Here is a 12037-nt window from a genome sequence, read left to right on the forward strand (position 1 = left end):
GCGGCCATAGCGGAGCGGGAAACGCCCGGACCCATCCCGAACCCGGAAGCTAAGCCCTCCAGCGCCGATGGTACTGCACTCGACAGGGTGTGGGAGAGTAGGACACCGCCGAACACACATTCCTGAAGGCCCCCACCAGCAATGGTGGGGGCCTTCAGTGCATTCCCGGAACAATGTCCGCCGACCACCACACGCGTTACAGAGCCTCGAGGCGAGCACGCACGCTCCGTAACCGCTCGACAAGGTCCGCCTCGTCGATGATCCCTCGGGCGAGTAGTGAATGTGCCAGGGCGACGAGTTGGTTCTCCGGGTAGGGCAGCGAGTCGTAGACCGCGGTGGACAGGAGATCTTCCTCGTTGCGGCGATCTCGAAGCGGTAGTGCGCTCGCCTCCCGGTCGAGTGCCTCGCAGGTGGCGTCCAGCCTTGATCTCCACGGCGGTACGGGGTTGCCCACCCCATACTTCTCGGCCATGAGCGGCCACGCCTGTCCGCCGGCTGCGATCCGCTCCAGCGCCGGCACCCTGAGGGCGGCAACATCCTCACTCGACGGTGTGTGGTCCTGGGACATGTTCTCCTCCGGTCGGGCTATTTGCCGCCGTCGATCGGGTGTGCAGCGGGATGGACCGGACGGTCCGCGTTGGCCGTGATTCCGGGCGTGGGCAGCGCGACTCCGATGAGACAGTCGCGGGTGGCGATCTCTGCGAGTTGATCTTCACTCCAGTCCTCGGTGCCGGCGGGGCGGACCGGGAGGACCGCGAACCGGTGTTTGGAGTTGGAGTCTTCGATGCGGACCTCGACACCCTCGGGAAGGTGTAGGCCGAACTCTCCGAGCACCTGCCGCGGCCAGCGGACGATCCGGCGGCGGTAGTTCGGCGTCCGGTACCACTCCGGCGAGTTACCGAGTAGCGGTCGCGGATAGCAGGAGCACAACGTGCAGACGATCACGTGATGCAAGGTGGGCGTGTCCTCGAGTATGTGCCGTGCGGTGAAGTCGCTCGGCGTGCCGAAGCCGGTCGGCCGCAGCCAGTCGACGCCGACCTCTTTGCAAGCGGCGATGGGGTCGTCGAGCGCCAGTTGCCTGTAGCTGGGATCGCACCAGGCTTTGGCGACCAGTCGGGACCCCGGGACCGGACCCAGTTGCTCGAAGAACTCGGTGTAGCGACGGTGATCCTCGGCGGTGAACAGCCCCTTCTCGATCGCCAGTTCACGGAGGGCGATCTCCAGGACCTCGAAGTCGGTGACCTCCTCGACCATCGGCGCCCCATGGCGAGGCGGGGAATCGGACTGTGCCGTCGCGTCGCTGGGTCGCCCTGCCTTCTCGGTCATGTGTTCCTCGTCGTTGCCGGTGAATGGTCGATGTCAGCCGAACGGCTCGAGCCAGGGCTCCGAGATCTCTGCCTGGAGGGAGTCGCCGGCGCAGCCCGCATATGGCTCCCACAGGTCGGTCATGGCGAAGCGGACGATGTAGAACCACTCGGGCTTTCGGTCTTCGCGGTCGAATGCCTCGTCCTCCGGAATCGGACTTTCGTACGCCAACCGGACCACGGTCCCCGGCTTCCCCCGCAGGTACTCCTGTGTCCGTGTGTAGAAGAGCGTCGGCAGGCTGCGCACGAGCACGCGGTCACCCACAGTGAACCGGGCAGGGTCGGCCCGGCCGCTGAAACACTGCGGATCGCCCTTGCCGACCGCATCGACGTGGTGGTGGTTCCTGGTGACCGTCCTGCCGTCTCCGGTCCGCCGCGGCGCTGCCTCGAGTCGGCCCGCCCCGCTGCGAGCACGCACGTCGTCTGTGCGTTCGATCAGTTCGCGGAGCGTGATGTGTCGTTTGTCGATGAGGCAACGCGCGGCGGCGAGAACCCACCGGCCGTAATAGGGGAGGCCGAGGTAGTTGGTCCTCCCGACGTCGACGTTCCCGAGTCGCCTCCGCTCCTCGGATGTCCAGATGCCCCGCCAGCCCAGCACCTCGCACGTGATGAAGGTGTTGAGTTCCCAGAGTTCCTCGTCCTTCTCTTCGTAGAGGGCGGGTGCGTCGGGCTCGCCGCCTACGTCGTGGGGCGTCCGCATGAACGCGCGGAAGCAGGCGTGATCGATCTGGTCCGGATAGGCCCAGTCGCTGAGCTTGTGAAATGCGACGCGCAATTGACTTGCGTAGTCGTCCATGACGGAGTTGGCCACGGCCATCGCCTCCAGTGATCGGGTGGCCCGATATGGCAACGGTAGCGGTGGTCGACAGGTCGCACCGGTGATTCGGCCTGATGGGGCGGAAGTGGCCGGTGTCCGGTTCCCCATGGGTACCGACACGCAGAAACGGGGCCGACGCTGCGATACAGCGACGGCCCCGTTTCGGGTGGGACTGATTCAGCGAACGGTCAGGACCACGTCCGCGAGGACCGGCAGACCGTCGCGCTGGGGTGCAACTGCCGAGATGAGCAGCCGGCGGTCCTCGCGCCAGATGCGCACGCGCAGCGTCTCGCCGGGGAACACGACGCCGGCGAACCGGGCCTGGAAGCTCTCGACCCGCGACGCGTCGGAATCGAGCATCGCGTCCACTGCCGACTTGCAGACGATCCCGTAGGTGCACAGCCCGTGCAGGATGGGTGCGGGGAACCCCGCGGCCTTGGCGAACTCCGGATCGGAGTGCAGCGGGTTCCGGTCGCCGCACATGCGATACAGCAGTGCCTGCTGCGGCAGCACAGGGGCGTCGACCTCGGCGTCCGGCACGCGGTCCGGTAGCTCGACCTTGTCGGACGGGCCGCGCTCGCCGCCGAAGCCGCCTTCGCCGCGGGCGAAGATCGACGAGCGGGTGGTCCACAGTGGAGCGTCGTCGGCGTCGACGGTCTCGGCCTCTTGCACGATCACCGCAGCCTTGCCCTTGTCCCAGACCTCGGCGATGCGTGTCCGGGTCGTGCCGGTTCCCGCCGGCGGGATCGGGCGGTGCACGGTGACCGACTGGCTGCCGTGGACGACCTTCGCCAGGTCGATGTCGATGCCGGGGAAGGACACCTTCGGCGGCTCGGTCACATGGAAGGTGGCGGCCACCGTCGCGAAGGTCGGCAGCACCTGCGGGGTGTTGTCCCGCAGGTAGGTCAGCTCCTTCGGATCGGTCGGGCGGGCGCCGGCGCCGATGCCGAGGTGGTAGAGCTGCACGTCGGAGCTGGTCCAGCTGAACTCCTGCGCGGGCAGCTGTGCGCCGATCGCAACGGAGGGATCAATGGGCATTGGTGTCCTCCTTCGCGGCTGCCGGGGTCTTGTCCTGCCCGGCCTTGGCGACGATGTCGAGCACCGCGAGGTACGCGAAGGTCATCGCGGGACCGATCGTCGCGCCGGGGCCGGCGTAGGTGTGACCCATCACGGGAGAGCTGCAGTTGCCGGCGGCATACAGGCCCTCGATGATGCTGCCGTCCTCGCGAAGCGCGCGACCGTCGACGTCGGTGACGATGCCGCCCTTGGTGCCGAGGTCGCCCGGAACCATCTTGATCGCGTAGAACGGCGCCTTGCTGATCTCGGCGAGGCTCGGGTTCTTCAGGCGAGGATCGCCGTAGTAGTGGTCGTAGCTGCTGTCGCCGCGGCCGAAGTCCTCGTCCTTGCCGTTGCGGGCGAAGCTGTTGAACCGCTCGATCTCCGCGGTCAGCGCGTCGACCGGCAGGCCCGTCTTCTCGGCGAGTTCGGCGATCGTCCCCGCCTTCACCACGATCCCGGCCTTGAGCCAGCGACCCGGGAACGGGGTGCGCGGGGTGATGCCGGCGAAGGTGTAGCGGTTGCGGTAGCGCTGGTCGAGGATCATCCAGGTCGGGATGTTCTCGCCGGGACCCTCGCCCTGGCCGTACTCGCCGCCGTACATCGTGTGCACGGCCTCGACGTACGGGGCCGCCTCGTTGCCGAATCGCTTGCCGGAGGTGTTGACCATCATGCAGCCCGGAAGGGTGCGCTCGGAGAGCGCGAACCACGGGCCGCCGGTCAGCGGCATCGACGGACCCCACCAGGCGTCGTCCATGAAATCGACTGCCGCGCCGAGCTTCTGGCCCGCAATGATGCCGTCGCCGGTGTTCGCCTTCGCGCCGACGGTCCACTCGGTGCCGATCGGTGCGCGCTGGTACTTCTTGCGCATCTCGTCGTTGTGCTCGAAGCCGCCCGAGCCGAGGATGACTCCCTTGCGGGCGCGGATGATCTGTTCGGTGCCGTCGACGATCACCTTGACGCCCTTGACGGCTCCGTCCTCGGTGTAGAGGTCGGTCAGCGGGGTGTTCAGCAGGACCGGCACGCCGGCGTCGCGCAGGCCGAGTCGCAACCCCGCGATCAGCGCCTGGCCGCGCACCAGCAGATCCTTGCCGGTGGCCTTGGCCGCGAGGAATCGCATGCCGACCTTCATCGCGCGCATCGGCCCGCGGCGGTTACGCATGAGCAGGTTGAGCCACTTGTAGTCGGCCTGGGTGATGACGAAGTTCTTCGGAGCCTTGGCGTAGTCGGGCTCGAGGTTCTTGCGGTCCTCACCGAGCCTGTTGCCGTCGAAGATCTTCGGCTCGACCGAGCGTCCGCCGGGTCGACCACCGGGCGCCTCCGGGTAGTAATCCGAGTAGCCGGGCACCCACTGCAACTCCAGTGCGCTGTTCGCGAGCACGAACGAGAGCATCTCGGGGCCGCGCTCGAGGTAGGTGTCGATCTTCTCGGGAGCGACGACGTCGCCGATGATGCTGTGCAGGTAGGTGCGGGCCGCCTCCGCGGTATCGGTCACCCCGTCCCGCTCGAGCACCTCGTTGTTGGGGATCCACACGCCGCCACCCGAGCGGGCGGTGGAGCCGCCGTAGTGGGCGGCCTTCTCGACGATGACCGCGCTCAGGCCATGGTGGGCCGCGGTCAGGGCTGCAGTCATGCCGGCGCCACCGCTGCCGACGACGACGATGTCGTATTCCTGGTCACTCATGTAGAACAGGTTATAGAACGACCCTTGTGGAGCGCTACGCTGGATGGCCTGCGAATATGTCAGCGGTCGCCGCGTGCGATGAGCACCTGTTCCAATGCGACGGCAGGTGACGGGGCGCGGCGGGCGATGTCGCGGTTCGAGGTGCTTCCGCGAAATTCGGCGAACTGGACGCATGTCCGCGGCGGGACGAATATGATCAACTTCTGCACGATCTCCACTTCCGGCGCTCCGCCCCGGGCTGAGCGCACGTTCTGACCGCCGTGACGGAGCGCACGCCCCGCGATCGGCGCCGAGGGGTGAGAACGATGCTCTCTGCTGCGGTACGCGACGACATCGCACGACGGCTCGCGGAAGCGGAACGACGACGGCGACCGGTGACCCCGCTGTCCGTCGACCATCCGGCGATCGAGGTGCCGGACGCGTACGAGATCCAGCTGATCAACATTCGCCGCCGGACGGCGGCGGGTGCGCGCATCGTCGGCTACAAGGTGGGTCTGACCTCGAAGGTCATGCAGGAGATGATCGGAGTGGACGAACCGGACTTCGGGCACCTGCTAGAAGAGATGCGGATCGAGGAAGACCGCCCGGCCGACGCGTCACGGTTCTGCGCGGCGCGGGTGGAGGCCGAGATCGCCTTCCTCCTCGGTGCGGACCTGCCCGGTGGGCGTTGCACGGTGGACGACGTGCTCGACGCGACGGAGTTCGTCGCCCCGTCGATCGAGGTGATCGACACCCGGATCGAGGACTGGCGCATCGGAGTGTGCGACACCATCGCCGACAACGCCTCGTCGGCCGGCTTCGCCATCGGCGCCGCCAGGGTCGCTCCGGACGCGATCGACCTGGTCGGGATCGAGGCCAGCCTGCTCGCCAACGGCGAGAAGGTCGCCGCCGGCCGGAGCGATGCGGTCATGGGCCATCCCGCTCGCGCGGTGGCATGGTTCGCCGACCAGATGGACGGACTCGGTATTCATCTCAAGGCGGGCGACATCGTCCTGCCGGGCTCGTGCACCAAGGCGATCGACATCCATGCGGGCGATGAGTTCGTCGCGGACTTCACCGGATTGGGTGGGGTTCGTATCGCCTTCGGGTGATTTCACAGAGTTGCCCCGATTTCGGTCGGTCCCGATGTCGGTTACCGGCGGGACCCTCTATCGTGCCCCCTGCTCGGAAACTCACCGAGAAGAGTTGGGGGACCACGATGCTTTCTGCTGCTGTTCGGCACGACCTCGCCGGCAGGCTTTCCGATGCCGAGCGAAACCATGTCCCGATCGCACCGATCTCGGGTGCCTTCCCGGAGATCGACCTGGTGGATGCCTACGAGATCCAGCTGATCAACATCCGCCGCCGGACGGAGGCGGGAGCACGCGTCGTCGGTCACAAGGTCGGTCTGACCGCGAAGGTCATGCAGGAGGCGATCGGGGTGGACGAACCCGACTACGGTCACCTCCTCGACGACATGCACTACGACGAGTACGTGCCTGTGGACGCCTCCGGGTTCTTCGCGCCGCGGGTGGAGATCGAACTCGCCTTCGTCCTGGGCAAGGATCTGTCGGGTCGCGCGTGCACGGTCGACGAGGTGCTCGACGCGACCGAGTTCGTCACACCGTCTATCGAGTTGATCGACAGCCGGATCCGGGATTGGGAGATCACGGTCGTCGACACGGTCGCGGACAACGCGTCGGCGGTCGGTTTCCTGCTCGGGCAGGGGCGGAGCGGCCCGCGTGAGATCGACCTCACCCGTATCGACGCGACTTTGCGGGCGAACGGCGAAGTGGTGGCCGAGGGGCGTACGGATGCGGTGCTGGGTCACCCGGCGCGTGCGGTCGCCTGGCTCGCGGAACGGGTGGTGCGGTTCGGGGTCGAACTCAAGGCAGGCGACGTCATCCTGCCGGGATCGTGCACCCGGGCGGTCGATGCGCACGCCGGCGACGAGTTCGTGGCGGAGTTCGCGGGACTGGGGGAGGTCCGGGTCGCTATCAAGTGATCGTGGCATGGTGCTCCGGCGTTGCGTCGCGCCGCCGGGGATGCCCCTCCGCCGCCTGGGTATGGTTGACCGGAGTCAAGTCCCCGTCGCCAGGAGCAGCCGTGCCCGAGTCCACCCCACACCCCTTCGATCTCGCGACCGCGCTCACCGATGCGAGTGACGGCGTTCAGCGCGGCAACACCAGCGAGGCCTACGCCAACATGGTCGGTCCGTTCGGTGGGATCACCGCGGCGACGCTGCTCCGGGCGGTGCAGCGGCATCCCGACTGTCTCGGGGATCCGCTGTCGCTGACCGTCAACTATGCGGCGCCGATCACCGACGGCGCGTTCGGCGTCCGCGCCCGCCCGGTGCGGACCAACCGGTCCACCCAGCACTGGGCGATCGAACTGGTCCAGGACGGCGCGGTGACGACGACCGCGACCGCGGTGACGGGCATCCGGCGGGACACGTGGTCGTCGACAGAGGTCGCCGCCCCGGACGCGCCGCCGTTCGATCAGGTCGAGCCGGCGCCGCCGCTCGGTTTCATCAAGTGGATCGACAACTATGAACTGCGATTCGTCGTCGGTGCCATTCCGGAGGAGGCTTCGGGCGAGCAGGACGACTCGACCTCCACGCTGTGGGTGCGGGACCAGCCGGCGCGGCCGCTGGACCACGCGGCGCTGACCGCGCTGTGTGACGTGTTCTACCCGCGTGTGTTCCTGCGACAGGGTCGGTATGTCCCGGCGGGCACGGTGTCGCTGACCGTGTACTTCCACGCGCGGGCCGAGGAGCTGGCCGCCCAGGGCACCGAGCCGGTGCTCGCGACCGCACGGGCGCAGCGGTTCGGTGCCGGCTTCTTCGACCAGTCGGCGCAGTTGTTCGGACGCAACGGTGCGGTGCTGGCGACCAGTCACCAACTCGTCTACTTCAAGGCCTGAGCCCGAAAGCTGCCGGCACGGAAACGACGACGCCCGGGTGCCGCCCGGCCGATGAGGCCGATGCGACGCCCGGGCGTCGTCGTCGGTGGTGGGGTCAGCCGTCGTAGGTGACCTTGACGATGTCGGTCAGCGGCACGGCCTGGCAGCCCAGCACGATGCCGTCGGCGAGGTCCTCGTCCTCGAGGATGTCGTTGACCAGCATGTCGACCTTGCCCTCCTCGACCTGGCAGGCGCAGGCGCTGCAGGCACCCTGGCGGCAGGAGAACGGGGCGTCGAGGCCCTTGCTGAGCAGCAGGTCGAGCAGCTTGGTTCCGCGGGGCCAGTCGAAGGTGTGCTCCGTGCCGTCGAGGGTGACGGTGACGGTCGCCGGGAGCTCGTCACCGGCCTCGGGCTCCTCGAAGACGATCTCTGCGAACGGGTCGCCCTCGATCGACTGGAACACCTCGACGTGCACGCGGTGGTGGTCCATGCCGAGGTCGTGCTGCAGCGCGTCCTGGGTGGCGGACATGAACGGCCCAGGGCCGCAGATGAACGCTTCGTGCTCGCGGAACGGGGCGGCGAGCGTGCCGATCGAGGCGCGGCTGGGCAGGCCTTGCACGCTCTCGAGCCAGTGGATGACGGTGAGGCGATCCGGGTGCTCGGCCGCCAGCCGGCGCAGTTCCTCGGCGAAGATGACCGACTTCTCGTCGCGGTTGGCATAGATCAGGACGACCTTGCCCGATCCCTGGCTCAGCGCGGACTTGAGGATCGCCATGACCGGGGTGATGCCGCTGCCGGCGGCCATGAGCAGGAAGTTCTCGCCCAGATTCTTCGGGACGAACACGCCGGAGGGCTGAAGCATGTCGACGCTCATGCCCGCCGTCGCGTTGTCGCACAGCCAGTTCGACCCGTAGCCGTCGACGGTGCGCTTGACGGTCACGGTGAGCGCGGTGTCGGTGTGCGGCGAGCTCGACAGCGAGTAGCAGCGGGCGACCGAGCCGGTCAGGTCGCTGGGGATGCGCAGCGTCAGGAACTGGCCGGGCGAGTACCGGAACTTCTCCGACAGCTCCTCGGGAACCTCGAACACCAACGAGCGGGCCTCGGCCGTTTCGTCGATCACGCGACTCAGCTTGAGCTGGTGCACGTGGCTCCCGACCAGACCGACATTGGTCTGGATTCCCTCGGCGGTCGCCGTGGGCTCGATGGTGTCATTCATCAACGATGTCCTCTGAATGCGGTGCGACATGGATCAGTCCCTCACGAACAGCTTGCACGATGCTCGCCGAAAGGTCAGGGCAGGAGTCCCGGAGAGCGGACGGACGGCCGTTCTCCCCGGGCTCGTTCAAGCGAGGGCAGGTGCCGGTTGCGGAGGTCCACTGGATGCTGGTGTGGATGTCGCTGTTCTTCTTCACCAGTACGCAGGTCGAGCAGGCCCGGCACTGGACCGGCTGCAGTCCAGCGCTGGTGTAGCGCTTCTTGTCGCCTGCCGTTGCCAGTGTAATGGCCTCGACCTGGGCGCGATCGGACTGTGCGGGGGCCTTGGCCCAGTGCCGGGTGGTCGTCATGCGATCAGACCCTTGCTTCCTTGTCGGCGGCCTGCTTCTCGGCCTCCTGGCGGGCCAGGTTCTCCTGGACTTCCTGCTGCCAGTACTCGTTGGCCTTGGTGGTGTCGACCTCGTACTCGAACCGCTGGGTCATCTCCTCGGTGACCTCGGCCTTGTCGACGTAGAACTGGTCGTACCAGCGGCGCAGCTGGTAGACCGGGCCGTCCTCCTCGCACAGGAGCGGGTTCTCGATCTTGGTCTTGCTCTCCCAGATCTCCACGTCCTGCAGGAAGCCCATGCTGAAGAAGTCGGTCATCTTCTCCGCAATGGCGTCGGCGATCTTCTCGTCGACACCCTCGGGCTTCTTCACGATCAGGCCCCACTGCAGCACGAACGAGTCCTGCGAGACCGGGTAGTGGCAGTTGATCAGGACCACTTCGGTCTTGTAGCCGCCGTAGGAGTTGGTCAGCGGGTTGATCATGTACGAGGGACCGTAGTACGCGGCCACCGACTCGAGCAGCGTCTCGGCGCCGTACTTCGCGCCCAGTCCGGTGTCCGGCCGGCCCGTCGTGTTCAGCCACTGCGAGGCGACCTGCCCGTCGAACACGTTCTTGAAGTAGGTCGGGAAGGCGTAGTGAATGTAGAAGAAGTGCGCCATGTCGACCACGTTGTCGATGATCTCGCGGCAGTTGGCGCCCTCGATCAGCTTTGTGTTCCAGGTCCACGCGGTCCACTCGTCGCTGTGCGCGCCCTCGATCTCGGGGATGTAGTCCTCGGGCTCGTTGCCCTCGGGGTCGTTCCACACGAAGAGCTGCTTGTTGCGCTCGAGGGTCGGCCAGTTCCGGGTGCGCGCGCGCATCGGGATCCGCTTGGCGTACGGGATCTCCTTGCAACGGCCGTCGCCGCCCCAGCGCCAGTCGTGGAACGGGCACGCGATGTTGTCGCCCTTGACGGTGCCCTGCGACAGGTCGCCACCCATGTGCCTGCAGTAGCCGTCGAGAATCTTCAGCTCACCGTTGCTGTCCGCCCACACGACCAGCTTGGTGCCGAACGCCTCGATCGAGTGCGGCTTGCCGTCGCGGAAGGTGTCGGCCAGACCCAGGCAGTGCCACCCGCGGGCGTAGCGATCGCGGGCGGTGCCGACGTCGATCTCCCTGACCTTGTGGCTATCGGAAGCACTCTTGGTCACTGACATTGGGTTCCTCACATCCCTTGGGCTCGGTGGCACGCTCGTGCCGTGGCCGGCGCATGTCGACTGCTCGGTGGTCGGCCCCTGCAAGTAGAACAGGTTACAGAAATCGTAGCCCATCGACCACCTCCTTGTAGAGTGTCGATCCAGTGAGGTGCGTCCGACCTGCACGGCGACCCCGGTGTCGACACAAAGCAGAACCTGTTCTAGTCTCGGAGTGGTTTATGGAATTCGATCCATGAAAATCGCAGACGGGAGCGGGCAGTGGGTGGCGTGCAGGTAAGTGGCATGACGTCGGGTGAGATCGACAACCACGAGGTGATGCAGAGGCTCGACGCGTTGTTGCCGGCGCTGCGCGAGCGTGCGCAGGAGGCGGAGAACCTGCGCCGCGTGCCCGACGAGAACATCAAGGACCTGCAGGAGGCCGGCTTCTTCCGGCTGCTGCAGCCCGCTCAGTGGGGCGGCTACGAGGCCGACCCGGTGCTCTTCTACTCCGCTGTGCGCAAGCTCGCCAGCGCATGCGGTTCGACCGGCTGGGTCGCCGGCATCGTGGGTGTGCACAACTGGCACCTGGCCCTGTTCGACCAGCAGGCGCAGCAGGACGTCTGGGGCGAGAACACCGACGTGCGCATCTCGTCCTCCTACGCGCCCATGGGTGCCGGTGAGGTCGTCGACGGCGGCTACAAGGTGAACGGCTCCTGGGCATGGTCCTCGGGCTGCGACCATGCGAACTGGGTGGTCGTCGGCGGTCCGGTGATCAAGGACGGGCGCCCCGTCGACTTCGGCAGCTTCCTGATCCCGCGCTCCGAGTACGAGATCGACGACGTGTGGCACGTGGTCGGACTCAAGGGCACCGGATCGAACACGATCAAGGTCAAGGACGCGTTCGTGCCGCGGCACCGTTTCCTGAGCTTCAAGGCGATGAGCGACCTGGTGGCGCCGGGCCTCGAACAGAACACCGCGCCCGTCTACCGCATGCCCTGGGGCACCATCCACCCCACGACCATCTCGACCCCGATCGTGGGCATGGCCTACGGCGCCTACGACGCGCACGTCGAGCACCAGGGCAAGCGCGTGCGCGCGGCCTACGCCGGCGAGAAGGCCAAGGACGACCCGTTCGCCAAGGTGCGGATCGCGGAGGCGTCCAGCGACATCGACGCGGCCTGGCGTCAGCTGTCCGGCAACGTCGCGGAGGAGTACGCGCACCTGCTCGCCGGCGAAGAGGTGCCGATGAAGCTGCGCATGCGCGCGCGCCGCGACCAGGTGCGCGCCACCGGCCGCGCGATCGCGTCGATCGACCGGCTCTTCGAGGCCTCCGGCGCCACCGCGCTGCAGGAGGGCACCCCGATCCAGCGCTTCTGGCGTGACGCGCACGCCGGCCGCGTCCACGCGGCCAACGACGCCGAGCGCGCCTACGTGATGTTCGGTGCGGAGGAGTTCGGCCTGCCGATCTCCGACACGATGGTGTAGGTGCCGGACCTGATGACTGCCGAACAGCCACAG

General features: G+C 67.3%; 13 protein-coding genes and 1 rRNA gene. 5 read left to right on the forward strand and 9 right to left on the reverse strand.

Going from position 1 to position 12037, the window contains the following annotated elements:
- Window positions 1-114 (forward strand): 5S ribosomal RNA (rrf, locus tag G4X40_RS15125); the annotation flags it as partial.
- Window positions 115-196: 82 nt separating this feature from the next.
- On the opposite strand, the gene G4X40_RS15130 is transcribed toward rrf, so the two are convergent.
- The 6 genes from G4X40_RS15130 to G4X40_RS15155 form a co-directional block, all read right to left on the reverse strand.
- Complete coding sequence (locus tag G4X40_RS15130) at window positions 197-568, reverse strand: thiocyanate hydrolase (protein ID WP_277833644.1); 372 nt, start codon at window positions 566-568, stop codon at window positions 197-199.
- A gap of 17 nt (window positions 569-585) precedes the next feature.
- Complete coding sequence (scnC, locus tag G4X40_RS15135) at window positions 586-1326, reverse strand: thiocyanate hydrolase subunit gamma (RefSeq protein WP_408642219.1); 741 nt, start codon at window positions 1324-1326, stop codon at window positions 586-588.
- A gap of 33 nt (window positions 1327-1359) precedes the next feature.
- Window positions 1360-2160 carry an SH3-like domain-containing protein gene (locus tag G4X40_RS15140; protein ID WP_277834142.1) on the reverse strand — a complete coding sequence of 267 codons (801 nt, stop codon included), beginning with the start codon at window positions 2158-2160 and terminating at the stop codon, window positions 1360-1362.
- 198 nt (window positions 2161-2358) lie between these two features.
- Complete coding sequence (locus G4X40_RS15145) at window positions 2359-3219, reverse strand: MaoC/PaaZ C-terminal domain-containing protein (protein ID WP_277833646.1); 861 nt, start codon at window positions 3217-3219, stop codon at window positions 2359-2361.
- Window positions 3209-4921 (reverse strand): 3-oxosteroid 1-dehydrogenase, encoded by a 1713-nt coding sequence (gene kstD / locus G4X40_RS15150; RefSeq protein WP_277833647.1) that lies wholly within the window; start codon window positions 4919-4921, stop codon window positions 3209-3211. The genes G4X40_RS15145 and kstD overlap by 11 nt, the downstream gene beginning before the upstream one ends.
- Before the next feature lie 59 nt (window positions 4922-4980).
- Window positions 4981-5139 carry a hypothetical protein gene (locus G4X40_RS15155; protein ID WP_277833648.1) on the reverse strand — a complete coding sequence of 53 codons (159 nt, stop codon included), beginning with the start codon at window positions 5137-5139 and terminating at the stop codon, window positions 4981-4983.
- 87 nt (window positions 5140-5226) lie between these two features.
- Here G4X40_RS15155 and G4X40_RS15160 point away from each other — a divergent pair, with 87 nt between their 5' ends.
- The 3 genes from G4X40_RS15160 (at window position 5227) to G4X40_RS15170 (ending at window position 7822) form a co-directional block, all read left to right on the forward strand.
- Window positions 5227-6012, forward strand: coding sequence for a 2-keto-4-pentenoate hydratase (locus G4X40_RS15160; RefSeq protein WP_277833650.1), 786 nt, complete (start codon window positions 5227-5229; stop codon window positions 6010-6012).
- 107 nt (window positions 6013-6119) lie between these two features.
- The gene (locus G4X40_RS15165; protein WP_277833652.1) at window positions 6120-6905 is read left to right on the forward strand and encodes a 2-keto-4-pentenoate hydratase; all 786 of its coding nucleotides are present in this window, start codon (window positions 6120-6122) and stop codon (window positions 6903-6905) included.
- A gap of 101 nt (window positions 6906-7006) precedes the next feature.
- Window positions 7007-7822: an acyl-CoA thioesterase gene (locus tag G4X40_RS15170; protein ID WP_277833653.1), complete on the forward strand. Its 816-nt coding sequence runs from the start codon at window positions 7007-7009 to the stop codon at window positions 7820-7822.
- A gap of 94 nt (window positions 7823-7916) precedes the next feature.
- Here the strand turns inward: G4X40_RS15170 and G4X40_RS15175 are convergent, their stop codons facing one another.
- Genes G4X40_RS15175 through G4X40_RS15185 form a run of 3 tightly spaced genes read right to left on the reverse strand, consistent with a single transcriptional unit; the run spans window position 7917 to window position 10540 of the window.
- Complete coding sequence (locus G4X40_RS15175) at window positions 7917-9017, reverse strand: ferredoxin--NADP reductase (protein ID WP_277833654.1); 1101 nt, start codon at window positions 9015-9017, stop codon at window positions 7917-7919.
- Window positions 9010-9366 (reverse strand): hypothetical protein, encoded by a 357-nt coding sequence (locus tag G4X40_RS15180; RefSeq protein WP_277833655.1) that lies wholly within the window; start codon window positions 9364-9366, stop codon window positions 9010-9012. The genes G4X40_RS15175 and G4X40_RS15180 overlap by 8 nt, the downstream gene beginning before the upstream one ends.
- Before the next feature lie 4 nt (window positions 9367-9370).
- Window positions 9371-10540, reverse strand: a complete 1170-nt coding sequence (locus G4X40_RS15185; RefSeq protein ID WP_408642220.1) for a Rieske 2Fe-2S domain-containing protein — start codon at window positions 10538-10540, stop codon at window positions 9371-9373.
- Between the two features lie 282 nt (window positions 10541-10822).
- Between G4X40_RS15185 and hsaA the strand changes: the two genes are divergently transcribed.
- On the forward strand, window positions 10823-12004 hold the full coding sequence (gene hsaA, locus G4X40_RS15190) for a 3-hydroxy-9,10-secoandrosta-1,3,5(10)-triene-9,17-dione monooxygenase oxygenase subunit (RefSeq protein ID WP_277833659.1): 1182 nt from the start codon (window positions 10823-10825) through the stop codon (window positions 12002-12004).
- Window positions 12005-12037 lie beyond the last annotated feature (33 nt).

This window comes from Speluncibacter jeojiensis (assembly GCF_029589495.1).
Classification (GTDB): domain Bacteria; phylum Actinomycetota; class Actinomycetes; order Mycobacteriales; family Mycobacteriaceae; genus Speluncibacter; species Speluncibacter jeojiensis.

Coding starts and splice junctions, on each gene's coding strand:
- hsaA (WP_277833659.1), top strand. CDS start 10,823: ATGACGTCGGGTGAGATCGACAACCACGAGGTGATGCAGAGGCTCGAC.
- G4X40_RS15140 (WP_277834142.1), bottom strand. CDS start 2,160: ATGGACGACTACGCAAGTCAATTGCGCGTCGCATTTCACAAGCTCAGC.
- G4X40_RS15185 (WP_408642220.1), bottom strand. CDS start 10,540: ATGTCAGTGACCAAGAGTGCTTCCGATAGCCACAAGGTCAGGGAGATC.
- G4X40_RS15180 (WP_277833655.1), bottom strand. CDS start 9,366: ATGACGACCACCCGGCACTGGGCCAAGGCCCCCGCACAGTCCGATCGC.
- G4X40_RS15130 (WP_277833644.1), bottom strand. CDS start 568: ATGTCCCAGGACCACACACCGTCGAGTGAGGATGTTGCCGCCCTCAGG.
- scnC (WP_408642219.1), bottom strand. CDS start 1,326: ATGACCGAGAAGGCAGGGCGACCCAGCGACGCGACGGCACAGTCCGAT.
- G4X40_RS15145 (WP_277833646.1), bottom strand. CDS start 3,219: ATGCCCATTGATCCCTCCGTTGCGATCGGCGCACAGCTGCCCGCGCAG.
- G4X40_RS15175 (WP_277833654.1), bottom strand. CDS start 9,017: ATGAATGACACCATCGAGCCCACGGCGACCGCCGAGGGAATCCAGACC.
- G4X40_RS15165 (WP_277833652.1), top strand. CDS start 6,120: ATGCTTTCTGCTGCTGTTCGGCACGACCTCGCCGGCAGGCTTTCCGAT.
- G4X40_RS15160 (WP_277833650.1), top strand. CDS start 5,227: ATGCTCTCTGCTGCGGTACGCGACGACATCGCACGACGGCTCGCGGAA.
- kstD (WP_277833647.1), bottom strand. CDS start 4,921: ATGAGTGACCAGGAATACGACATCGTCGTCGTCGGCAGCGGTGGCGCC.